This window comes from Pseudorhodobacter turbinis (assembly GCF_005234135.1).
Taxonomy (GTDB): Bacteria; Pseudomonadota; Alphaproteobacteria; order Rhodobacterales; family Rhodobacteraceae; genus Pseudorhodobacter; species Pseudorhodobacter turbinis.
In genome coordinates, this window is the sequence record NZ_CP039964.1 from 2,498,647 (window position 1) to 2,520,000 (window position 21,354).

At 59.4% G+C, this 21,354-nt stretch carries 22 protein-coding genes; 11 read left to right on the top strand and 11 right to left on the bottom strand.

The window, feature by feature from the left end:
* Positions 1–39 precede the first annotated feature (39 nt).
* Both groL and EOK75_RS12025 read left to right on the top strand, forming a co-directional pair.
* Complete coding sequence (gene groL, locus EOK75_RS12020) at positions 40–1,689, top strand: chaperonin GroEL (RefSeq protein ID WP_137194178.1); 1,650 nt, start codon at positions 40–42, stop codon at positions 1,687–1,689.
* Positions 1,690–1,890: 201 nt separating this feature from the next.
* Positions 1,891–2,337 (top strand): NUDIX domain-containing protein, encoded by a 447-nt coding sequence (locus EOK75_RS12025; RefSeq protein ID WP_137194179.1) that lies wholly within the window; start codon positions 1,891–1,893, stop codon positions 2,335–2,337.
* Positions 2,338–2,340: 3 nt separating this feature from the next.
* On the opposite strand, the gene EOK75_RS12030 is transcribed toward EOK75_RS12025, so the two are convergent.
* The 3 genes from EOK75_RS12030 to EOK75_RS12040 all read right to left on the bottom strand — a co-directional run bounded on the left by EOK75_RS12030 (position 2,341) and on the right by EOK75_RS12040 (position 4,211).
* Complete coding sequence (locus EOK75_RS12030; RefSeq protein WP_137194180.1) at positions 2,341–3,417, bottom strand: 5-(carboxyamino)imidazole ribonucleotide synthase; 1,077 nt, start codon at positions 3,415–3,417, stop codon at positions 2,341–2,343.
* Positions 3,410–3,895, bottom strand: coding sequence for a 5-(carboxyamino)imidazole ribonucleotide mutase (gene purE / locus EOK75_RS12035; protein ID WP_137194181.1), 486 nt, complete (start codon positions 3,893–3,895; stop codon positions 3,410–3,412). The genes EOK75_RS12030 and purE overlap by 8 nt, the downstream gene beginning before the upstream one ends.
* Positions 3,896–3,992: 97 nt before the next feature.
* Positions 3,993–4,211: a YdcH family protein gene (locus EOK75_RS12040; RefSeq protein WP_137194182.1), complete on the bottom strand. Its 219-nt coding sequence runs from the start codon at positions 4,209–4,211 to the stop codon at positions 3,993–3,995.
* Between the two features lie 199 nt (positions 4,212–4,410).
* On the opposite strand from EOK75_RS12040, the gene EOK75_RS12045 reads away from it, so the two are divergent.
* Together EOK75_RS12045 and EOK75_RS12050 are read left to right on the top strand one after the other, a co-directional pair.
* Positions 4,411–4,824, top strand: coding sequence for an Hsp20 family protein (locus EOK75_RS12045; RefSeq protein ID WP_137194391.1), 414 nt, complete (start codon positions 4,411–4,413; stop codon positions 4,822–4,824).
* A gap of 12 nt (positions 4,825–4,836) precedes the next feature.
* The gene (locus EOK75_RS12050) at positions 4,837–5,064 is read left to right on the top strand and encodes a DUF1150 family protein (RefSeq protein WP_137194183.1); all 228 of its coding nucleotides are present in this window, start codon (positions 4,837–4,839) and stop codon (positions 5,062–5,064) included.
* Between the two features lie 49 nt (positions 5,065–5,113).
* On the opposite strand, the gene trxB is transcribed toward EOK75_RS12050, so the two are convergent.
* Positions 5,114–6,055, bottom strand: a complete 942-nt coding sequence (trxB, locus tag EOK75_RS12055) for a thioredoxin-disulfide reductase (protein WP_137194184.1) — start codon at positions 6,053–6,055, stop codon at positions 5,114–5,116.
* Between the two features lie 173 nt (positions 6,056–6,228).
* Between trxB and EOK75_RS12060 the strand changes: the two genes are divergently transcribed.
* Entirely contained in the window at positions 6,229–6,729 is a 501-nt protein-coding gene (locus EOK75_RS12060; protein ID WP_137194185.1) for an Lrp/AsnC family transcriptional regulator, read from the top strand.
* A 3-nt stretch (positions 6,730–6,732) separates the two neighbouring features.
* On the opposite strand, the gene pgeF is transcribed toward EOK75_RS12060, so the two are convergent.
* Genes pgeF through lgt form a run of 3 tightly spaced genes read right to left on the bottom strand, consistent with a single transcriptional unit; the run spans position 6,733 to position 9,419 of the window.
* Positions 6,733–7,485: a peptidoglycan editing factor PgeF gene (gene pgeF, locus EOK75_RS12065; protein WP_137194186.1), complete on the bottom strand. Its 753-nt coding sequence runs from the start codon at positions 7,483–7,485 to the stop codon at positions 6,733–6,735.
* A 1-nt stretch (position 7,486) separates the two neighbouring features.
* Positions 7,487–8,551, bottom strand: coding sequence for a class I SAM-dependent methyltransferase (locus EOK75_RS12070; RefSeq protein ID WP_137194187.1), 1,065 nt, complete (start codon positions 8,549–8,551; stop codon positions 7,487–7,489).
* Positions 8,538–9,419 carry a prolipoprotein diacylglyceryl transferase gene (gene lgt / locus EOK75_RS12075; RefSeq protein ID WP_137194188.1) on the bottom strand — a complete coding sequence of 294 codons (882 nt, stop codon included), beginning with the start codon at positions 9,417–9,419 and terminating at the stop codon, positions 8,538–8,540. Before lgt ends, EOK75_RS12070 begins: the two co-directional genes overlap by 14 nt.
* Positions 9,420–9,567: 148 nt before the next feature.
* On the opposite strand from lgt, the gene EOK75_RS12080 reads away from it, so the two are divergent.
* Entirely contained in the window at positions 9,568–9,813 is a 246-nt protein-coding gene (locus EOK75_RS12080) for an accessory factor UbiK family protein (RefSeq protein ID WP_050526244.1), read from the top strand.
* A 35-nt stretch (positions 9,814–9,848) separates the two neighbouring features.
* On the top strand, positions 9,849–10,697 hold the full coding sequence (locus EOK75_RS12085) for a fumarylacetoacetate hydrolase family protein (RefSeq protein ID WP_137194189.1): 849 nt from the start codon (positions 9,849–9,851) through the stop codon (positions 10,695–10,697).
* A gap of 107 nt (positions 10,698–10,804) precedes the next feature.
* Here the strand turns inward: EOK75_RS12085 and murJ are convergent, their stop codons facing one another.
* The 3 genes from murJ to EOK75_RS12100 are packed head-to-tail and all read right to left on the bottom strand — an operon-like array spanning position 10,805 to position 16,377.
* Positions 10,805–12,352, bottom strand: a complete 1,548-nt coding sequence (gene murJ / locus EOK75_RS12090) for a murein biosynthesis integral membrane protein MurJ (RefSeq protein WP_137194190.1) — start codon at positions 12,350–12,352, stop codon at positions 10,805–10,807.
* Positions 12,349–15,180: a [protein-PII] uridylyltransferase gene (locus tag EOK75_RS12095; RefSeq protein ID WP_137194191.1), complete on the bottom strand. Its 2,832-nt coding sequence runs from the start codon at positions 15,178–15,180 to the stop codon at positions 12,349–12,351. The genes murJ and EOK75_RS12095 overlap by 4 nt, the downstream gene beginning before the upstream one ends.
* Before the next feature lie 27 nt (positions 15,181–15,207).
* A complete protein-coding gene (locus EOK75_RS12100) occupies positions 15,208–16,377 on the bottom strand; it encodes a penicillin-binding protein activator (protein ID WP_137194192.1) in 1,170 nt (389 codons plus the stop codon).
* A gap of 86 nt (positions 16,378–16,463) precedes the next feature.
* Between EOK75_RS12100 and rsmI the strand changes: the two genes are divergently transcribed.
* The 4 genes from rsmI to EOK75_RS12120 all read left to right on the top strand — a co-directional run bounded on the left by rsmI (position 16,464) and on the right by EOK75_RS12120 (position 19,650).
* Positions 16,464–17,378, top strand: coding sequence for a 16S rRNA (cytidine(1402)-2'-O)-methyltransferase (gene rsmI, locus EOK75_RS12105; RefSeq protein ID WP_137194193.1), 915 nt, complete (start codon positions 16,464–16,466; stop codon positions 17,376–17,378).
* Positions 17,375–17,728 carry a YraN family protein gene (locus EOK75_RS12110; RefSeq protein WP_137194194.1) on the top strand — a complete coding sequence of 118 codons (354 nt, stop codon included), beginning with the start codon at positions 17,375–17,377 and terminating at the stop codon, positions 17,726–17,728. The genes rsmI and EOK75_RS12110 overlap by 4 nt, the downstream gene beginning before the upstream one ends.
* A 61-nt stretch (positions 17,729–17,789) precedes the next feature.
* Positions 17,790–18,731, top strand: coding sequence for a glutathione synthase (gshB, locus tag EOK75_RS12115; protein ID WP_137194195.1), 942 nt, complete (start codon positions 17,790–17,792; stop codon positions 18,729–18,731).
* A gap of 1 nt (position 18,732) precedes the next feature.
* Positions 18,733–19,650 (top strand): alpha/beta hydrolase, encoded by a 918-nt coding sequence (locus tag EOK75_RS12120; protein WP_137194196.1) that lies wholly within the window; start codon positions 18,733–18,735, stop codon positions 19,648–19,650.
* On the opposite strand, the gene EOK75_RS12125 is transcribed toward EOK75_RS12120, so the two are convergent.
* Positions 19,613–21,130: a YifB family Mg chelatase-like AAA ATPase gene (locus tag EOK75_RS12125; protein WP_137194197.1), complete on the bottom strand. Its 1,518-nt coding sequence runs from the start codon at positions 21,128–21,130 to the stop codon at positions 19,613–19,615. The genes EOK75_RS12120 and EOK75_RS12125 overlap by 38 nt on opposite strands.
* Between the last annotated feature and the right edge of the window lie 224 nt (positions 21,131–21,354).

Sequence of the window (21,354 nt, forward strand, 5' to 3'; positions counted from 1 at the left end):
CCTATCAATTGAAATTCAAGACAAACTGGAGCAAGCAAAATGGCTGCTAAGGACGTCAAATTTGATACCGATGCCCGTGATCGCATGTTGCGCGGCGTAAACATCCTTGCGGATGCTGTTAAGGTCACGCTGGGCCCGAAAGGCCGTAACGTTGTGATCGAAAAATCCTTCGGCGCACCACGCATCACCAAAGACGGTGTTTCGGTTGCCAAGGAAATCGAACTGTCTGACCGCTTTGAAAACATGGGCGCGCAGATGGTTAAAGAAGTCGCTTCGCGCACCAACGACGAAGCAGGCGACGGCACCACCACTGCGACCGTTCTGGCACAAGCGATCATCCGCGAAGGCCTGAAATCGGTTGCCGCTGGCATGAACCCCATGGACCTCAAGCGCGGTATCGATCTTGCAACTGCCAAGGTTGTTGAAGCGATCAAAGCTGCTGCACGTCCGGTTTCGGATTCCGCAGAAGTTGCGCAAGTCGGCACCATCTCGGCCAACGGCGAAGCAGAAATCGGTCGTCAGATCGCTGATGCGATGCAAAAAGTCGGCAATGAAGGCGTGATCACCGTCGAGGAAAACAAGGGTCTGGAAACAGAAACCGAAGTCGTCGAAGGCATGCAGTTCGACCGCGGCTACCTGTCGCCCTATTTTGTCACAAACCCTGACAAAATGGTTGCCGAGCTGGAAGACGTAATGATCCTGCTGCACGAGAAAAAACTCTCAAGCTTGCAGCCTATGGTTCCTTTGTTGGAGCAGGTTATCCAGTCGCAAAAGCCGTTGCTGATCATTTCTGAGGATGTTGAGGGTGAAGCCCTTGCAACTTTGGTTGTGAACAAGCTGCGTGGCGGTCTGAAAATCGCTGCTGTAAAAGCTCCGGGTTTTGGCGATCGTCGTAAAGCCATGCTGCAAGACATCGCGATCCTGACCGGTGGTCAAGTGATCTCTGATGATCTGGGCATGAAGCTGGAAAACGTTACCATGGACATGCTTGGCAAAGCCAAGAAAGTGACCATCACCAAAGACGCAACGACCATCGTTGACGGCGGCGGCGAGAAGGCCGAGATCGAAGCACGCGTTGCCCAGATCCGTAACCAGATCGAAGAAACCACTTCCGATTACGACAAAGAAAAACTGCAAGAGCGTGTGGCCAAACTGGCTGGCGGTGTTGCTGTGATCCGCGTTGGCGGCATGTCCGAAATCGAAGTGAAAGAGCGCAAAGACCGCGTTGACGATGCCCTGAACGCGACCCGTGCGGCCGTGCAAGAAGGTGTTGTTGTTGGCGGTGGTGTTGCACTCGTTCAGGCTGGCAAAGTGCTGGTCGGGCTGGAAGGCGACAATGCTGACCAGACCGCTGGCATCGCGATTGTCCGCAAGGCGCTTGAGGCTCCTCTGCGTCAGATCGCACAGAACGCTGGTGTTGATGGTTCTGTTGTGGCTGGCAAAGTCCGCGAGTCCACCGATCCGAAGTTCGGCTATAACGCGCAGACCGACGAATATGGCGACATGTTCAAATTCGGCGTTATCGATCCGGCCAAAGTTGTGCGTCACGCTTTGCAAGACGCGGCATCCGTTGCATCCTTGCTGATCACCACCGAAGCCATGATCGCCGACAAGCCAGAGCCAAAAGGCGCTGGTGGCGGCGGCATGCCGGATATGGGTGGCATGGGCGGTATGGGCGGCATGATGTAAATCACGCTCCATTAGCCTTGTGCTATGTGGGAAAGGGCGCTCTTTATGGGCGCCCTTTTTCTATTGGCGTCGCAACGTTTTGAAATATGCCCTGACACGCGTTGCTAAGGCAGGCGTGTAACCCGTTTTGCTACTTTGCAAAATACGATCTGATCGTGGTTAATTCTGGACAATGCTGCGGCATCTTGCGAACATGGCACTATGAAACCACGCTCCCCCCGTCTGGCCGTTCGTGCGCTTATCCTGCATCAGGATAGGTTGCTTTTGGTGAATGCATATCGCGGAAACACATCTGATTTGTGGTGCGCGCCGGGGGGCGGGGTGGATAGCGGCTCTAGCTTGCCTGATAACCTGATCCGCGAGGTCTATGAGGAAACCGGCCTGACCGTATCGGTGGGGGAGCCGGTGATGGTGAATGAATTCCACGCCCCGCAAAACCGGTTTCATCAGGTGGATATTTACTTTCGCTGCAAGATAACCGCAGGCGTTTTGGATGACAGCTGGCGCGACCCCGAAGGCGTTGTGACCAAGCGCCGCTTTTTCAGCCGCGAAGAAATGCAGCAGATCCGCGCCAAACCAGATAGCATGTCGGATGCAGCATGGGGCGGCGCGATGATCTATGATCCGTTGGAATTGCTGGTGCGCTAAGGCCTAGGCAATGCCGCGCGTGATGCGGTTAACATGGCCCATTTTGCGGCCGCGGCGTGCCTCTGGCTTGCCGTACATATGCAGCGCGGTATTGCGTTCGGCCAAAAGTGCTGGAATGCGGGCGATATCATCACCGATCAGGTTTTCCATCGTCACATCGGCAAAGCGCGACCCGTCGCCAAGCGGCAAGCCTGCCACGGCGCGGATGTGCTGTTCGAACTGATCAACCGCACAGCCGTTCTGGGTCCAATGCCCCGAATTATGCACACGCGGCGCGATCTCGTTCACGATCAGGCCCTTTGGTGTCACGAAAAGTTCCACCCCCAACACGCCGACATAATCCAGCGCGTTCAAGATGCGGGCGGCAATCAGCACGGCATCGCTGCGTTGGTTGGGCGAAAGCTTGGCGGGAACGGTGGTGCTGTGCAAAATGCCTGCGTGATGGACATTTTCGCCCGGATCATAGGCGGCAACCGACCCGTCAAGCCCGCGCGCGGCAATCACCGAAACCTCATGGCTGAAGTCGATAAAGCCTTCAAGCACAGCCTCGGCCCCGTTCATCGCCTCAAGGGCCTCGGCGGCATCGCCCGCCTCCATGATCCGCGCCTGTCCTTTGCCGTCATAGCCAAGCCGCGTGGTCTTCAGAATCGCGGGGGTGCCGATATTGGCCAAGGCCACATCCAGATCGGCACGGGTTGTGACGCGCGCATAGGGGGCCACGGACAGGCCAAGGCCGGTCAGGAAATCCTTTTCCGCGATACGGTCTTGGCTGATGGCCAGCGCGCGGCGACCGGGACGGATCGGGCGCAAAGCCTCAAGCAGGTCAAGCGCCTCGGTTGGGATATTCTCGAACTCATAGGTGATGACATCTACCGAATCCGCAAAGGCGGTCAGGGCGGCCACATCATCATAGGCGGCGGTCGTCAAGCGATGCGCCACCTCGGCGGCGGGCGGGGCCGCGCCGGGTTCAAAGATATGGGTTTTATAGCCAAGCCGCGCCGCCGCGACCGAGAGCATCCGGCCAAGCTGCCCGCCGCCCAGAATACCGATTGTTGCGCCACTTTTCAGGGGATCAGTCATCGACAGGCTCCTCGGGGATAGAGGCAGAAAGGGCCTCGCGCCATGCTTCAAGTCGCGTGGCAAGGGCGGGATCATTCAGCGCCAGAATACCGGCGGCCATCAGTCCCGCATTGGCCGCACCCGCAGCCCCGATCGCCATGGTCGCCACGGGAAACCCGCGTGGCATTTGCAAAATGGAATAAAGGCTGTCGACGCCCGAAAGCGCGCGGGTCTGAACCGGCACGCCAATCACTGGCACGCGCGTTTTTGAGGCCATCATGCCGGGCAAATGCGCAGCCCCGCCGGCGCCAGCGATAATCACCTTCAATCCGCGATCCACCGCCGTCTTGCCATAGGTCCAAAGCCGGTCCGGGGTGCGATGGGCCGAGACGATCTTGGCCTCATAGGGCACGCCAAGCGCATCAAGCATCTCTGCCGCTTCTTTCATCGTCGGCCAGTCTGACTGGCTTCCCATGATGATTCCCACCTCAACGGTCATGCTGCCCCCTGTTAAAACAAGGCGCGACTATACAAGCGACAGTCCCAAGGGCAAGCCACAACAGCCCGCTTCTCTTCGGGAAATTTCCCCAAAGGGATCATGCGATAATATCGGGGATCAGATCGTCTTCGATTTTGACAATCTGTTCTTTCAGGGTCAGCTTTTGCCGTTTGTGCCGCCGCAAAAGCAGTTGGTCGGGGTTTACGCCGGCCTCTTCTTCCTGAATGACAAGATCCAGATCGCGGTGTTCGCGTTGCAGAACGGCAAGCCGGATTTGCAGCATTTCATTATGTTCGAGTTGGGTTGAGGCGTTCATTTCAAGCTTTTCGCTGAGTCGTTATTTTATATGTATCCCACTATAACGCACAAAGCGTTCAAGTGTACGAAAACTGTGGTCAAATCCACCAAAGCACACCCCTTGCAGCAGGGGCTGAAGCATCCCATATTATAATTGTGTCAGGTGCCTGATTTTAGGGCCTGTTTTACCGAACTGTCGCTTCGTAAAGGACATGTCGATGACAAAACTGAGCTTTGGGGCCCATCCCCATTTGTTGGGGTTTGAGCAGTTGGAACGGTTGGTCGAACGGACCGCCAAAACCGCTGCTGAGGGGTATCCCCCATTTAATATCGAGGCGGTCTCGGAAAACGAGTATCGCATCACCCTTGCCGTTGCAGGGTTTCGCGACGAAGATCTGAACATCACCGTGGAAAACCGTCAGCTGGTGATCCGTGGCCGTCAGGCAGAAGAGGACGGCGAACGGATGTTCCTGCACCGCGGGATTGCGGCACGGGCGTTTCAACGCTCTTTCGTGCTGGCCGAGGGGGTAGAGGTGGCGCGCGCTGCCCTTGAACACGGGCTACTGCACATCGATCTGCGGCGTTCTGTTCCCGATGTCGTTGTGCAGACCATTCCGATTGATCGCAGGTAAGGAGCCATGCAAATGAATACAACTTTTGACAAGCTTTCCGGCGCTAAGGACCGCACCGTCTATGTGCGCGAAGTGGAGGTTTCCGACCTGCCAAGCGAGTTGCGCGAACAGGTTGAGGGGCTGACCCAGATTTTTTCGGTGCACCGTGAGGATGGGGAACGTCTGGCGCTTGTGGCCAATAAGGGCCTCGCCTTTGCGCTGGCGCGCGAACATGATTTCGCGCCCGTTAGCGTGCATTAAGCCGCTGTCAGCCAAGGCCCCGTCACACTGCGGGGCCTTGGCTGGAATATCACTCTTGCTCTGACAAGAAGCGTTCGGCATCCAGTGCGGCCATACAGCCCATGCCCGCCGAGGTGACGGCTTGGCGGTAAACATCATCCGTCAGATCGCCCGCAGCAAAGACGCCCGGAATGGATGTTTGGGTGCTGCCCGGTTTTACCTTCACATATTTGCCATTGTGCAGCTCAAGCTGATCGGCGACCAGCTCGGACGCGGGGGCGTGGCCGATCGCGACAAAGAATCCTGCGCATGGGATGTCTGTCGTTTCGCCCGTTTCAACATGTTTGGCGCGCACAGCGGTAACGCCCAGCGGGGCCTCATCGCCCAAAACCTCTTCGACCGAATGGTTCCACAGCACTTCGACCTTGGGGTGCTTGAACAAACGGTCTTGCATGATCTTTTCCGCACGAAGGCTGTCGCGGCGGTGAACCAGCGTAACCTTGGTGGCGAAGTTGGTCAGGAACAGCGCCTCTTCAACAGCCGTATTGCCGCCGCCGATCACCACCACCTCTTTGCCACGGTAAAAGAAGCCGTCGCAGGTGGCACAGGCAGAGACGCCAAACCCTTTGAATTTCTCCTCGGACGGCAAGCCCAGCCATTTGGCCTGTGCGCCGGTGGCAAGGATTACGGCATCGGCGGTAAAGGTGGTACCGCTATCGGCCTGCGCGGTGAAGGGGCGCTTGGACAGATCGAGGCTAGAGATATAGTCGGAGATCACCTCAGCGCCCATTGCCTTTGCGTGTTCTTCCATCCGGACCATCAGGTCGGGGCCTTGCACATGCGTGTCGCCGGGCCAGTTTTCAACCTCGGTGGTGATGGTCAACTGCCCGCCGGGTTGCAGGCCCTGAACCAGAATGGGCTGGGTCATGGCGCGCGCGGCGTAAACCGCAGCGGTATAGCCCGCAGGCCCGGACCCGATGATCAGGATTTTGGTGTGACGCGTTTCAGCCATGATGCCCCCAAGTGCTTTGTGTCCCGCCCATATAGGCGTTTGCCGTGCGATCGAAAACCCCCGTAAAAGCTGCGTGATAAAACCTTACGTAAATGCGAAAGAATGTTGCGCAAAGCAGGTATAAAACATAAGGTCTGGCACTAAACGCAGCAACTTAAAGTGGATCAAAGACTATGGCCGGCTCGAAACTGGATCCGATTGACCGTCAAATTCTTGCGGAATTGCAGGCGGATGGACGGATGACCAATGTTGAACTGGCAAAACGCGTGGGCATTTCTGCCCCGCCCTGCCTGCGCCGTGTGCGGACATTGGAAGAGAGCGGTTATATCAAGGGCTATCATGCCGATATTGACGCGCGCGAAATGGGGTTTGAGGTGCAGGTCTTTGCGATGCTGCGCCTGCACAGCCAAGCCGAGAGCGACCTTTCGGCCTTTGAGGCGCGTTGTCAGGCGTGGCCGCTTGTGCGCGAATGTCACATGCTCAACGGTGAGATCGACTTTATTCTGAAATGCGTCGCGCCGGATCTGTCGACCTTTCAAAGCTTTCTGACCGGAGAGTTGCTGACTTCGGTGAATGTGGCCAGTGTAAAAACCAGCCTCGTCATTCGCGGTGCCAAGGATGAGCCGGGCGTCCCGTTCGAGGTGCTCGAAGCACGTCTGAACCGCAACGCCTGACGATCAGAGCCTGATCGTCGCGATAAGGCGGCCATAGTCGGCCTCTTTCTGGTGGGTGGTCCGGCGATAGGAGAAAAAGCGGTCGGGGTCGTTATAGGTGCAATGGCGGGTCCATTCTGCATGACCGACCCCGGCAGCGCGCAAACGCCAAAGGCCAAAAGCGGGCAGGTCGAACATCGCGCGATCCCCGGTACCACCTGCAAAAAAACGGGCGTGTTCGGGGTCTTCGTCGATGAAGCTTTCCACAAATTCCGGCCCGACCTCATAGGCGGCTTGGGAAATGCAGGGGCCAATGATCGCGGTGGTATTGTCGCGACTGGCCCCCAGCGCCTCCATCGCCGTCAGCGTTGCCTCTAGCACGCCGTCCTTGCCACCACGCCATCCCGCATGGGCGGCCCCGATCACACCTGCGCTTGCATCGGCAAAAAGCACCGGCTGGCAATCGGCGGTCAAAATACCAAGGGCGATGCCGGGCGTGGCGGTTACCATAGCATCGGCGCGCGGTGGCGGGCTGACGGGCTCGATCAGGGTGACAACATCGGCGGAATGCACCTGGTTGAGGGTTTGCAGCATTTTGGGGGCCACGCCCATCGCCTCTGCCACCCGCGCACGATTGATCGCGACCACATCCGATTGGTCCGAACTGCCGGGCCCGCAGTTCAACCCGTGAAATATCCCCGAGGATGCCCCCCCCTTGCGGGTGAAAAACCCGTGCTTAACGGCGGGAAGTGCGTCGGATGTGATGATTTCCAGCATGTCAGTCAAACCCCGGTGGCGCCGGGCTGTGGGGGGGATAGAGAGCCAGCGCTTTAAACAAACTTCCCATTTCTTCGGCGCGGGTCAAGCGCTGTGTGGCGCTGAGATGATTTTTCAGCGCTTCCCCTGCCAATCCGCGTGATAGTTTTTCCGCCCGCGCCCCGATTCCCAAGCGGGCAAGCAGCGCGCCTTGATCGGTCAATCTCGTGGCGCTGGCAGGGCTTGCGGCCTGAGCAAGCGCCTCAAAATCCACATGGGCGGTTATATCCGCCAAGCCGGGCGTGGCCAAAGGGGGAACGAAGGCATGGGCCTGCATCGCCTGCAATGTGTCGCCCTTGGAGCGCCAGTTGCCATAGTCGATGATCAGCGCCGCCCCGCCTTGTGCCGCGATTTGTGTGCCGATCCGCGCCATGATCGGGGTGGCTTCGGGACGCAACTCTACCACTTCGCCGGGCTTGGTATCTTCCAGCCGATGCGTAAGAACGGGTATGTCAACGGGGGCAGCATAGCCCAACGTCAGCTTGCCCTCCACCGCGCCGATAATGGTTTCACACCAGCCCTGAATATGGCAGGTGAACTGGCGGATGGGCAGCGCGTCGAAAAACTCATTGGCGATCAGGAACAGGGGCAGATCATCGGGCAGGGTCTGGATGTCATCCGCCCATGTCATGCTATGACCGGCAAGGGCGGCTTTTTGCGCGGCCCGCAGGGGGACTGAGGCCTCTACCAGATGGATCTGCGCGGCGTCGTGGAACCCCGGCACCATACGGGTGGCGCGCAACAGATCGGCCATCAGGCTGCCGCGACCGGGGCCAAGCTCTGCCAGAATGAAAGGGGAGGGCGCGCCTTGATCAACCCAAGCCTGCGCGATGCAAAGGCCCAACAGCTCACCGAACATCTGGCTGATCTCGGGGCTGGTGATGAAATCGCCCGCCCGACCCAAGGGGTCGCGGGTGGTGTAATAGCCATGCTCGGGATGCAGCAGGCACTCGGCCATGAAACGGTCCAATGTCAGGGGGCCGGTCGCCGCGATTTGGGTCAGAAGAAGGGGCTCAAGCTTGCTCACGGCGCGCCCGTCCCAAAACCCACAAGCCCGCAAGGATCATCGGCAAGGACAGCATCTGCCCCATTGTCAGCCCGTATCCGCCGCTTTGAAAGGCAAGGCCCAAGGGGTTGCCCTCGGTGACAAACTGCGCGTCGGGCTGGCGGAAAAACTCCACCACAAACCGTGCCGCCCCGTAGCCTGCCAAAAACAGCCCGGTGATTTGCCCCGGACGCTTCAACCAGCCACGCCGGAACGCCAGCCAAAGCAGGACCGCGCCCAGCAACAGCCCCTCAAGGGCGGCCTCATAAAGCTGGCTGGGGTGGCGCGCACAGATGCCCGCAACCTCGGGGCAATATTGCGCTGCATCACCGGGAAAAGCGACGCCCCAAGGCAGATCGGTTGCGCGGCCCCAAAGTTCGGCGTTGATGAAATTGGCAATCCGGCCCAGCAGCAACCCCGTTGGTGCCGCCAAGGCCAATAGATCGGCAGCAGGCAAAAGCGGGATCTTTTCAACGCGAAAGAACAGATAGGAGGCGATTGCGACGCCAAGGAAACCGCCATGAAACGACATGCCGCCCTGCCAGACCTTCAGTATCTCCATCGGATGCGACAGGTAATATCCGGGCTGATAGAACAGCACAAAACCCAGCCGCCCGCCCAAAATCACCCCGGCGATTACCCATGTCAGCAAACGTTCCACCTGCTCGGGCGTCATGGGGGCATCCTGTGCCCAAACGGGCGCGGCAATTGCGCGCAAAACGATCCGCCAGCCAATGATCAACCCCGCGATATAGGCCAGCGCATACCAGCGCAGCGCGAATGTTATGCCGCCGATGCTGATCGAAAACAGATCGGGAGAGATATTGGGAAAGGCGATATAGCCCTGCATTGAGGTATCCTTTTGGAGCACGGTCCGGCGGCCATGCTTGTCGGGTGCGGGCCGCATGATGTCAACCAATTCACCACATCTGCTTGCCCCGAAGGCGATGCGTTGCCATATAGGAAATTCAGACACTGGCACCACGAAGGAGGCCCTGATGCAAAAGAACAACAAGTTTTTTGACGATATGTCGCAACTGATGACCAACGCGATGGGTGTGGCACAAGGTGCCAAGACCGAGGCCGAGACGGCGATGAACTCTATGGTGGACCGTTGGCTGGCCAGCCGCGATTTTGTGACGCGTGAGGAATTCGATGCCGTGCGCACGATGGCTCAGAAAGCGCGTGAGGAAAACGCCGCCCTTTTGGCGCGGATCGAGGCACTTGAGGGCAAAAAAGGCTGATTTGCCATCGCGGGATCAAATAGAGGAAGTAACGGATGAAATTGTTGCGCCATGGCCCGAGAGGGCAAGAGAAGCCGGGGATTTTGGCCGGTGACGGAACTATCCGCGATCTGTCGGCTCATGTCTCGGATATCGGCGGTGATGCGCTGACGGATGCGGCGCTTGCCAATCTGGCAAAGATCGACCCGATGTCGCTTCCGATTGTTGCCGCTGACACCCGCTTGGGCGCTTGCGTTGCCGGGACGGGCAAGTTCATCTGCATCGGGTTGAATTATGCCGATCACGCTGCCGAAAGCGGTATGGCCGTCCCACCGGAGCCGGTGATCTTCATGAAGGCTACCAGCGCGATCTGTGGCCCCAATGATCCTGTTATCATCCCCCGCGGTTCCACGAAAACCGATTGGGAGGTGGAGCTGGCGGTGATCATCGGGACCAAGTGCAAATATGTCTCCGAGGCGGATGCGATGGGCCATGTCGCGGGCTATTGCGTGGCCAATGATGTGTCCGAACGCGCGTTTCAGACGGAACGTGCGGGCCAGTGGACCAAGGGAAAGTCTTGCGATAATTTCGGACAGGTAGGCCCTTATCTGGTGACGCGGGACGAGGTACCTGATCCGCAGAACCTCAAGATGTGGCTAACCGTCAATGGTACGAAGATGCAAGACGGCTCGACCAAGACGATGGTCTATGGCGTCGCCCATGTGGTGTCTTACCTCAGCCAGTTTATGACGTTGCATCCGGGCGATATCATTTCAACCGGTACCCCGCCCGGTGTTGGTATGGGGATGAAACCGCCGCAATATTTGCGCGCGGGCGATGTGATTGAACTTTCGATCGAAGGTCTGGGCCAGCAACGCCAAGAAGTAATCGTGGATCTGGTCTGAAGTAGGGGTGGTCGCGTTTTGCATCCGGTCCGTAAGGATCGGAAGCAAAACGCCGGGCCAACCTTGAGGCGACGCGGCAGCGTCAACGAATGGCGGGAGAGGCCCCGTTAGCTGCGTTTACGGCGCATGGCCCCCGTGAAATCCGACAGCTCGAACGCGCCAAGAAATGCACCCAGCCCAAAATAACTGGTGATGCCGGTCAACATCAAGACCACCAACGCGCCATAGCGCCAGCCTGCTGTGTGCAGCGCAACCTCCAAAAGCTCTGCCGTGCCCAACAAACACAACCCCATCAAAAGGCTTGTCACAAGGATGCGCGGCGCGCGGCGGCGCAGGCGGGCATCGGTCGCCGCGGCCAGCCCCATATCACGAGACCCGCGCCACAGTTGCCATAGCATCACCCAGCCTGCTGCCGTGGCCGCGATGGCTGCGGCGGAAAAGCCGATCACAGGCGCAAGCCCGATGGCCACGCCCGCATTGACCACCATCGCCAGCAAGGCAAAGTAAAACGGACGTTTGGTATCTTCGCGCGCGAAGTAGAGAGGTTGCAGTACTTTTTGCAGCACAAAGGCTGGCAGACCCGCCCCATAAAGTGCCACGGCCAAAGCGGTGGCGGCGCTGTCTTCGGGGCCAAAGCGGCCGCGTTCAAACAAGACCGAAACCAGCGGCAGCGGCACCACCATCAGCGCCACGGCCGAGGGCAAAGTCAGCGCCAGCGCAAATTCGGTGGCGCGGTTCAGGCTGCTTTGGCCCCCCGCCTCATCCCCCGCGCGCAAACGGCGCGAGAGGTCCGGCAACAGCACCACGCCAATAGCAATCGCGACCACCCCCAGCGGCAATTGATACAACCGGTCAGCGTTATAAAGCCAGGCCACCGCATTGTCGTAATAGCTGGCGACCTGCCGCCCGACGACCAAATTGATCTGCACCACGCCGCCCGCCAACATGGCTGGAATGGCAATGGCAGCAAGACGCCTCATATCCGGCGTCAGGCGGGGCAGGCGCGGGGTGATGGCCATGCCGGCCCGCCGCGCCGCAACCCAAACCAGTGCCAATTGCGCCGCCCCTGCTACAGGCACCGTCCAGACAAGGGACGCGCCCGCATCCCATCCCAGCCTTGGCCCGATAATCAAAGTGCCCAGAAACAGGATGTTCAAAAGCACAGGTGCTGCCGCAGCCGCTGCAAAACGGCCAGCGGCATTCAGCACCCCCGAACACAGCGCCGCAAGCGAGATAAAGAGGATATAGGGAAAGGCGATACGCCCAAAACTGACGGAGAGATCAAACCGTTCATCCGCCGCAAATCCCGACGCCATCGCCAGCACCAAGGCAGGCATGGCAAGCTGTGCGACCAGCGTAAAAACGATCAGGATCGACGCCAGCCCCGCCGCCGCATCGCGCGCGAATTCAACCGGATCATCGCCCGATTCCAGCTTTTTGGAAAAAATCGGCACAAAAGCGGTGTTGAAGGCACCCTCGGCAAAGAAACGGCGAAACATATTGGGCAGGGAAAACGCGATGATAAAGGCCTGCGCCACAGGGCCGGTGCCAAGCGTGGCTGCAATCATAACATCGCGGGCAAACCCCAGAAAGCGGCTTGCCAGCGTCCACCCCCCCACGGTCAGAAAACCACTGACCAGCCGTATCGGTTTCATTCTTTTGCCCTTTCGGCACCATCCTTGATGGCTTGGCGCAGTTTACGTTCCAACGCCTCTTGCTTGACTTTCGTGTGCAGTTTCAAGCCAAACATGTCCTTGACGTAAAAGCTGTCCACCACCTGCGCGCCAAAAGTCGCAATCACCGCACTGGCGATATAGATGTTATTGGCCGCCAATGTGCGCGTCAGATCATAAAGCAGTCCGGGGCGGTCGCGAGTGTCTACCTCGACGATTGTATAAATCTCGGAGCCGATATTGTCGAAGGTGATATGGGTGGGAAAGCGGAACTCGCGTTCACGTTTCTTGATCCGGTCCCGAACCTTGAGCGCGTCACGGGGAACAACCTCACCCTTCAGGGTTTTGTGGATCATCGTGCGCAAACGGGGCAGGCGCTCTGCCTCATAGGGGTGACCCGCGCCGTCCTGAACCCAGAACACCGCAGTGGCCCAACCATCCTTTGAGGTATAGGTCCGCGCATCAACCACATTGGCCCCGACAAGCGCCAAGGCCCCCGCCAGCCGCGAGAAAATGCCCGGATGATCGGCCAGCGCAAAAACGGTGCGCGTGGCGTCACGGTCGGGATCGGGGTGCAGGTCGATGCGGATTTGGTCGGGCGTGATGTCGCGCAGCATATTGGCAAACACCGCATGCGCATCGGTGGAAAGCCCCTGCCAATAGGGCGGATAATGGCGTGCAAGCTCTGCCCTAAGCCTTTTAGGCTCCCAGCCCTGCAGGCGTTCACGCAGCTGCTTTTTGGCCGCAGCGGCGCGATTCTCACGGTTGAGAGATTCCAGCCCGCCCTCAAGCGCCGTTGTTGTATCGCGGTGCAGCTGACGCAGCAGCATCGCTTTCCAGTTGTTCCATGTACCCGGGCCCACGCCGCGAATATCGCAAACCGTCAGCACACAAAGCAGATCCAGCCGTTTGCGCGTTTTCACCAGCTTGGCAAAGTCGCGCACGGTGCGCGGCTCTGACAGGTCACGCTTTTGCGCCACATCCGACATCAGGAGATGATAGCGCACTAGCCATTCCACGGTCTCCGATTCCTCGGCATTCAGGCCCAGCCGGGGGCAAACCTTGCGGGCGATCTGCGCGCCAAGGATGGAATGATCTTCGGGGCGGCCCTTGCCGATATCATGCAGCAGCATGGCGACATAAAGCACCTTGCGATTGACCCCGGCCTTAAGGATGCCCGAGGCAACAGGCAGCTCCTCCAGCAGCTCCCCGCGCTCTATCTGTGCGAGGTTGGAGATACATTGGATCGTATGCTCATCCACCGTGTAGTGGTGGTAAAGGTTGAACTGCATCATCGCCACGATCGCGTCGAATTCGGGGATGATGGCAGAGAGAACGTTAAGCTCGTTCATCCGGCGCAGCGCGCGTTCCGGGTTTCCGTGTTTGAGCAAGAGGTCAAGAAAAATCCGCTTGGTTTCGCGGTCGGCGCGCAGATCGTCATCGATCCGATGCAGGTTGGTCGAGACGATGCGCATCGCAAGCGGATGGATCAGATAGCCGGTGCGCAAAGCTTCCTCGAACAGTCGCAGGATATTAAGCGGGTGGGTATCCAGATCGCCGCCTGTGCCAAAGACAAGTCGCCCCTGCAACAGCTCAAACCCGTGTTTAAGCTTTTTGCGCCGCCGCTGCGGGCCGATCATCATAGGCGCGGATTTGACGTGCCGCGCCTCCAGTTGGGTCAGGAAAACGCGGGTCAACTCACCAACACGGGTGGCGTGCCTGAAATAATCTTGCATGAAGCACTCTACCGCACGGCGTCCGGGTGTGTCCTTATATCCCATGCGCGCGGCGACCTCGACCTGCAGATCAAAGGTTAGCCGGTCGATGGGGCGTTGGGTGACGTAATGCAAATGGCAGCGCACATCCCACAGGAAATTCTCGGCGGTGGCAAAGACGTCGTATTCGTCTTGGCTTAACAGTCCCGCTTCGACCAGCCCGAATGCCGATTGCACCTCATGCAGGTACTTGCCGATCCAGTACAGGGTTTGCAGATCGCGCAGCCCGCCCTTGCCCTCTTTAACGTTAGGCTCCAGCACATAGCGCTGACCGCCTTGCCGTTTGTGCCGTTCAGAGCGTTCGTCCAGCTTGGCCTCGATAAATTCGGGGCCGGTGTTGCGAAACAGCTCGGACCAGAGGCGGGTGCGCAAATCGCGGGCGAGGGATTCGTCACCTGCCAGAAAGCGACGCTCCAGCAGGGCGGTGCGGATGGTGATGTCATCGCGGGCAAGGCGAATGCAATCATCCACGGTGCGGGTGGCGTGGCCGACCTTCAGTTTCAGATCCCACAGCATATAGAGCATGGATTCGATCACCGATTCCGCCCAAGCCGTGACCTTATAGGGGGTCAGGAACAACAGATCGACATCTGATTGCGGGGCCATTTCAGCGCGGCCATACCCGCCGACCGCGACAAGGGCGATACGCTCTGCCTCGGTGGGGTTGGGCAGGGGGTGCAGGGTGTTGGTCGCGATCTCCAGCGCGATAGAGACGGTGCGGTCCGTCAGCCAGGCAAGGGCACGGATCAAGCCGCGGGCATCATCGGGTTGCGCGCGAAAGGCGGCTTCCAGATTTGCCTCGGCCTTAGCGCGGGCAGTGGCGAGGTGTGTGACCACGATGGCGCGCACGTCCTGGCCTTTGGTTTGGCCGGATTGCGCGATTTCCTGCTGTATTTGGGCCAATAGGGCGGCTTCGTCCAGCAGCTCCTCGGGTGGCAGCAGCAGTTCATCAAATGTGAGGTGCGGCAAGCTTGGAAAAGGGATACCCACCTTTGGTCCGGCGGGTATCGCTTGGGCCGCTTTGGTGCGGTGCATAGGGGATCCGATCAAACGGGGGCCGGGTTAATACCCGGCTCCGCCAAAGCTGCGAGGGGCGGCGTCAATGATGACCAGCTGGTTATTGCTGATCTGCGCGACGGCAAGGCCACGCTCATTGGTGCCATCACTGCGCAGGCGGAAGATGCCGTTCACACCGACAAAGCCGGAGCTTTGGGTCAATGCTTGTGCTGTCAGCGCGTTTGTGTTGCCGCTTTTGACCAATGCGCCGATGGCCGCAATCCCGTCATAGGCAAGGCCGGAAATCGGATGCGGCGGGGTGCCATAGGCCGACATGTAGCGCGATTGATACCGTTGATAAAGCGCGGGGTCAGGCATCGCGAACCAACCGCCCTGAACGCCGGGCAAGGACATGGTGGCCGCTGGAATATCCCAACGGGTCAGGCCGATAAACTGCGCAACCGAAGGGTCCACGCGGTTATCACGCAGCATCTGCGTCAACAGTGGCAGCGCGCCTGCGGTATCGGCGGTCATAAAGACAGCCTGCGCGCCGGTACTGCGCACCTTGGCAGCAATCTCGGGGGCGGCACTGACGATGCCGTTTTGCGAAAACTCGTAACCCACACGCGCCACAACAGAACCACCTGCGCGCGAAACACCGCGTTCGATCGCGACACGGCCGATTTCACCGGCAGGTGTGCGGTCATTCACGATCAGAATATTCCGCTTGCCCTGACCAACGGAATAAGAGGCAAGCCGATTGGCGGTATTGGCAAAGGTTGGGCCAAGCACAAAGACGTTGCCGCCCGCGATATCGGTGTTGTTGGAGAAGGACAGAACGTTGACCCCGCGTCCGGCAACCGCCACGCCCGCCGCATTGGCGTTTTGCGCAAAGACCGGCCCAAGGATGATCTTCGCACCCTCGTCCACCGCCTTGATCGCAGCAGCCTGCGCGCCCGCAGGTTTGCCGCCGGTGCTGTAAACCCGCAAATCGATCTTTACGTTGCCAAGGTCGGCAATCGCCAGCCGCGCGGCATTTTGCAAAGACGTGGCCAGGACATCATCCCCGGCAGAGCCTGACCCGCTGGGAACCAGCAATGCGACAGGCACAGGTGCCGAAGTATCAATCGCGGGGCCCCCAACGCCAACAGGTTGACATGCCGCCAAGGTGATTGCAGCGACGGCAAGACCTGCGCGCGTCAGTGACTTGCGGGCAGTTTTGAAAAACGACAACATACGGGTCCCTTATTCCGGTGGTACAGCTTAAGGGATAACCCTATGCGGTTCGGGGAATGAAGTAAACTTTTGACGGGGGTAGGACAATGGATTCTGACAGCACGGACGTAAGGTCAGCGCAGCCGGGCATAGGGGCGTTCCGGCCCGATCCCCGCCCGTTGGCGCCGGGTTTGTATTTTGTGTCAACGCCCATCGGGGCCGCGCGCGATATCACCTTGCGCGGCTTGGATATTCTGGCCAAGGCGGATGTATTGGCCGCCGAGGATACGCGCACCCTCAAACACCTGATGGAGATCCACGGCGTGGCATTGGGGGATCGGCACGTCTTTGCCTATCATGACCATAATGGCGATGCGATGCGCCCGAAACTCTTGCGTGCATTGGCCGAAGGCAAGTCTGTGGCCTATGCCTCCGAGGCCGGAACCCCCTTGGTGGCCGACCCCGGATTTCAGTTGGGGCGCGCCGCGATTGCCGAGGATTTACCGGTTCTGGCTGCGCCCGGTGCTTCAGCCGTGTTGGCGGCGCTGACGGTTTCGGGGCTGCCGAGCGACCGCTTTATGTTCGTCGGATTTGCGCCCGCACAGGCCGGCGCGCGGGCGCGGATGCTGGCTGAGCTGAAGGACACACCGGCCACTTTGGTCTTTTACGAATCGCCCAAACGTATTCATCGAATTTTATCGGAATTGCGCGATGCTTGGGGGGAGGCGCGCGAGGCAGCGGTTTGCCGCGAGCTTACGAAACGATTCGAAGAGATCTCTCGCGGGACGTTGGGCAGCTTGGCAGCCGACTTTGAAGATCGTGCCGTGAAGGGAGAGATTGTGCTTTTGGTCGGGCGAGCCGTTGCAGAGGCGCCCGATGAAGCCTCGGTCGAGGACCGGCTGCGGCAGGCATTGGCGGAAAAGTCGGTCAAGGATGCGGCCGCCGAGGTCGCATTGGAAATGGGTCTGGCGCGGCGGGATTTGTATCAGATGGCGCTAAGGCTGGCGAAGGAGGATGAATGAGCGGATTGACCTCATATCACGCGGGGCTTGCGGCCGAAGATGCGGTAGAGCGTCATTATCGTGACGCGGGGCACGTCTTGGCAGCAATGCGCTGGCGCGGCAAATCCGGTGAGATTGACCTGATTATGCGCGACGGTGCGGCAGTGATCTTTGTGGAGGTAAAGAAGGCCCGTACCCATGCCGAGGCCGCTTCGCGCCTGTCGCCGCGCCAGATGGGCCGGATCTATGCCTCGGCCGCCGAGTTTTTGGCGGGGGAGCCTGCGGGGCAAGACACCGAAAGCCGCTTTGATGTGGCGCTGGTCGATAGCTACGGGCGCATTGAAATTCTGGAAAACGCATTTGCGGGGTGAAGAAAACTTGTGAAGCAGCCCTGCATGCGGCAAGTAGGGGCAACATTTAAGGGGATGCGCCATGGGCTTGAAAGTTGCTTTGCAGATGGATCCAATCGGATCCGTGAATATTGACGCCGACAGCACGTTTCGGATTGCATATGAGGCGCAGACGCGCGGGCATACTTTGTTCTTCTATACGCCGGACAAGCTGGCCTACCGCGAAGGCCGTGTCGTAGCGCGCGGATTTCCAATCGAGCTGCGCCTTGAGCAGGGCAACCATGTAAGCTATGGCGATGAGCTAGAGGTTGATCTGGCCGATTTCGATGTGGTCTGGCTGCGTCAGGACCCGCCGTTCGACATGGGCTATATTACCACGACTCATTTGCTGGATATGATCCACCCGAAAACCTTGGTGGTGAATGACCCCTTCTGGGTGCGCAACTTCCCCGAAAAGCTGCTGGTTCTGAAATTTCCTGACCTGACACCACCAACGCTGATCGCGAGGGATCTCGAAACCATCAAGGCCTTCAAGGCCGAGCATGGCGACATCATCCTCAAGCCGCTTTACGGAAATGGCGGGGCAGGGGTGTTCCGTCTTGGGCCGGACGACCGCAATCTGGCGTCCTTGCATGAGCTGTTCACAGGCATCAACCGAGAGCCTTTGATCGCCCAAAAGTTCCTGCCCGCAGTGGCTAAGGGCGACAAGCGCGTGATCTTGGTCAACGGCGATCCCGTTGGCGCGATCAACCGCGTGCCTCTGGCGGGGGAGACGCGCTCAAACATGCATGTCGGCGGGCGAGCCGAGAAGGTGGAGCTTACAGCCCGCGATCTTGAGATTTGCGCCGCCATCGGCCCGACCTTGCGTGACAATGGTCAGATTTTTGTGGGCATCGATGTGATCGGTGACTGGCTGACCGAGATCAACGTAACCTCCCCTACCGGCATTCAAGAGCTGGAACGTTTTGACGGCACCAATACAGCGGCCAAGCTTTGGGAGGTTATCGAAGCAAAGCGGGCCTGACATGTCCCGTCTTGGCCTTTTGACATGGGGGATGCGGCATTTCGTGAAGCCGCATCTGGCGCGGGCCAGCACCCCCGCGCACATACGGGCAGAGTTTACGCGGGCCGCAGGGTTGTTCCGCGCGCCCCCGTTTCTGCTGCATCTGCCGGGCAAAGGGCCGCTTCCTTTGGATCAGATTTCTGTCGGGCAGGTGTCTGGTGATCGGGTCATTCTTTATTTCCACGGTGGCGCCTATATCGCGGGAAGCCCTGCCACCCATGCAGCCCTGTTGGGGCGGTTGTCCAAATTGACCGGACTTCGGGTGATCGCCCCGGCCTACCGCTTGGCGCCTGAACACCCCGCCCCTGCAGCCTTTGAGGATGCCTGCACCGCCCATCAGATGCTGCTCGATCAGGGATATGCGCCGGATCAAATTATTCTGGGCGGGGAGAGCGCTGGCGGCGGTCTCGCCTTGGCGCTTTTGGCCGATCTTTGTGCGCGGGGCGTGCCGCCTGCTGCCGTATTTGCTCTCTCTCCGTGGACGGACCTTGCGTTGACGGGCGAAAGCCTGACGCGCAACGCGGATGCCGACCCTTTGTTTCCGGTGGCGCGCATAGAAGAAACCGCAGGCTTTGCCGCAGGCGGGTTGGACAGGTGCGATCCACGGATTTCACCGCTTTATGCCAGTTTCGTCGCGCCGCCTCCGGTGCTTATTCAAGTTGGCACATCCGAGATTATATACGACGACAGCCGCAGGATGGCTGATGTTTTGCGGCAGGCGGGCGGCGATGTCACACTGTCGGAATGGCCGGATGTGCCGCATGTTTGGCAAATGTTTGACGGCTACATTCCGCAGGCGCGCCAAGCCCTATGTGAAGTTGCGGATTTTCTGAAGCAACAGCTCACCTCTCCTTCGCGCCAACGGCCAGACGAAAGCTGACAGCCTCGGCGATATGCGGGCTGCGAACGGTGGCGGAGTGGTCAAGATCAGCGATGGTGCGCGCGACCCGCAAAACGCGGTGATAGCCGCGCGCCGTCAGACCAAAGCGTTCGGCAACACGTGTCAGCAGCGCTTTGCCATCGGCATCGGGGGTGGCGATCTCATCTAGCAGGGCTCCCTCGGCCTCGGCATTCACGCGGGTGTTTTCGGTTTTGGCAAAGCGTTTGGTCTGAACTGCACGCGCATCGGCCACACGGGCGGCAATGGTGGCAGAGCTTTCCCCCGCCGCGGGCAGATCCAGATCGGAAAAGGCAACGGGCGGCACTTCGACCCGCAGGTCAAAGCGATCCATCAGCGGGCCTGAAACCCTACCAAGGTAATCCTCGCCGCAAACAGGCACGCGGGCGCAGGCGCGCTCGGGATCGGCCAGATAGCCGCATTTGCAGGGGTTTGCCGCAGCGACCAGCAAAAAGCGGCAGGGATAGCGGATATGCGCATTGGCGCGGGCCACCACCACTTCGCCGGTTTCAATCGGTTGGCGCAGGGTTTCCAGCACTTGGCGTGAAAACTCGGGAAATTCATCCATGAACAGCACACCATTATGCGCGAGGCTGATTTGCCCCGGTTTTGCGCCGCGTCCCCCGCCAACAATAGCGGCAATTGATGCGGTGTGGTGTGGCTCACAATAGGGTCGCTGCCGCGAAATTCCGCCCTCGGACAAAAGCCCCGCAAGCGAATGGATCATCGAGGTCTCCAGCGCCTCGACGGGGGATAAGGGGGGCAAGATGCCGGACAGGCGTGCCGCCAGCATGGACTTGCCCGAGCCAGGAGAGCCGATCATCAGCAAGTGGTGCCGCCCTGCCGCCGCAATTTCCAGCGCGCGTTTGGCCCGTTCCTGTCCTTTTACATCGGCAAGGTCGCGGGGATGGGCTTGGGGTGCAACCTCGCCTGCCTCGGCCGGGGTGATGGGGGCCTGACCGGTGAAATGGCGGATGACCTCATCCAGCGTTGCCGCGCCAAGCACCTGTGTTGCCTCGACCCAAGCCGCCTCGGGCCCCGAGGCACGCGGGCAAAGCAGGCTGCGATCGGCTTCGGCGGCGGCCATGGCGGCGGGTAACGCGCCGACGACGGGGACCAACCTGCCGTCGAGTGACAATTCCCCAAGCGCAACTGTGTTCTCGATCGCGTCACGGGGGATGATCTCTAGCGCCGCTAATAAGGCCAATGCGATGGGTAGGTCGAAGTGGGAGCCTTCCTTGGGGATGTCGGCAGGAGACAGGTTTACAGTGATCCGTTTGGAGGGCAGGGCGATCGACATCGCGGACAGCGCTGCGCGCACCCTTTCGCGGGCCTCGGAGACTGCCTTGTCCGGAAGGCCGACGATACCGAAGGAAGGCAAGCCGGGAGAGAGCGCGCATTGCACCTCGACGCTGCGTGCCTCGATTCCCTCGAATGCGACTGTAAAGGCGCGTGCCACCATTGGTCCGGCTCCCGTTAACTTTGGTTAACCATTAGCTAGCGGGGCAATGGTTTACGAAGTGTAAACGTCGAGCGGAATTATGGTTGAGCCTGACATTTTGGCCGTTTTCACGTCTCGGGGTGGGTTTGATTCGTGTCTTTGGTTGTTTGTGTGTTGTTGATTTTGGTTGTGTTGGGATTAAATTTGTTAACTTTTCCCTTTGTGCGTTGGTGATTTTGGATTGT

Coding starts and splice junctions, on each gene's coding strand:
- groL (WP_137194178.1), top strand. CDS start 40: ATGGCTGCTAAGGACGTCAAATTTGATACCGATGCCCGTGATCGCATG.
- EOK75_RS12025 (WP_137194179.1), top strand. CDS start 1,891: ATGAAACCACGCTCCCCCCGTCTGGCCGTTCGTGCGCTTATCCTGCAT.
- EOK75_RS12030 (WP_137194180.1), bottom strand. CDS start 3,417: ATGACTGATCCCCTGAAAAGTGGCGCAACAATCGGTATTCTGGGCGGC.
- purE (WP_137194181.1), bottom strand. CDS start 3,895: ATGACCGTTGAGGTGGGAATCATCATGGGAAGCCAGTCAGACTGGCCG.
- EOK75_RS12040 (WP_137194182.1), bottom strand. CDS start 4,211: ATGAACGCCTCAACCCAACTCGAACATAATGAAATGCTGCAAATCCGG.
- EOK75_RS12045 (WP_137194391.1), top strand. CDS start 4,411: ATGACAAAACTGAGCTTTGGGGCCCATCCCCATTTGTTGGGGTTTGAG.
- EOK75_RS12050 (WP_137194183.1), top strand. CDS start 4,837: ATGAATACAACTTTTGACAAGCTTTCCGGCGCTAAGGACCGCACCGTC.
- trxB (WP_137194184.1), bottom strand. CDS start 6,055: ATGGCTGAAACGCGTCACACCAAAATCCTGATCATCGGGTCCGGGCCT.
- EOK75_RS12060 (WP_137194185.1), top strand. CDS start 6,229: ATGGCCGGCTCGAAACTGGATCCGATTGACCGTCAAATTCTTGCGGAA.
- pgeF (WP_137194186.1), bottom strand. CDS start 7,485: ATGCTGGAAATCATCACATCCGACGCACTTCCCGCCGTTAAGCACGGG.
- lgt (WP_137194188.1), bottom strand. CDS start 9,419: ATGCAGGGCTATATCGCCTTTCCCAATATCTCTCCCGATCTGTTTTCG.
- EOK75_RS12080 (WP_050526244.1), top strand. CDS start 9,568: ATGCAAAAGAACAACAAGTTTTTTGACGATATGTCGCAACTGATGACC.
- EOK75_RS12085 (WP_137194189.1), top strand. CDS start 9,849: ATGAAATTGTTGCGCCATGGCCCGAGAGGGCAAGAGAAGCCGGGGATT.
- murJ (WP_137194190.1), bottom strand. CDS start 12,352: ATGAAACCGATACGGCTGGTCAGTGGTTTTCTGACCGTGGGGGGGTGG.
- EOK75_RS12095 (WP_137194191.1), bottom strand. CDS start 15,180: ATGCACCGCACCAAAGCGGCCCAAGCGATACCCGCCGGACCAAAGGTG.
- EOK75_RS12100 (WP_137194192.1), bottom strand. CDS start 16,377: ATGTTGTCGTTTTTCAAAACTGCCCGCAAGTCACTGACGCGCGCAGGT.
- rsmI (WP_137194193.1), top strand. CDS start 16,464: ATGGATTCTGACAGCACGGACGTAAGGTCAGCGCAGCCGGGCATAGGG.
- EOK75_RS12110 (WP_137194194.1), top strand. CDS start 17,375: ATGAGCGGATTGACCTCATATCACGCGGGGCTTGCGGCCGAAGATGCG.
- gshB (WP_137194195.1), top strand. CDS start 17,790: ATGGGCTTGAAAGTTGCTTTGCAGATGGATCCAATCGGATCCGTGAAT.
- EOK75_RS12120 (WP_137194196.1), top strand. CDS start 18,733: ATGTCCCGTCTTGGCCTTTTGACATGGGGGATGCGGCATTTCGTGAAG.
- EOK75_RS12125 (WP_137194197.1), bottom strand. CDS start 21,130: ATGGTGGCACGCGCCTTTACAGTCGCATTCGAGGGAATCGAGGCACGC.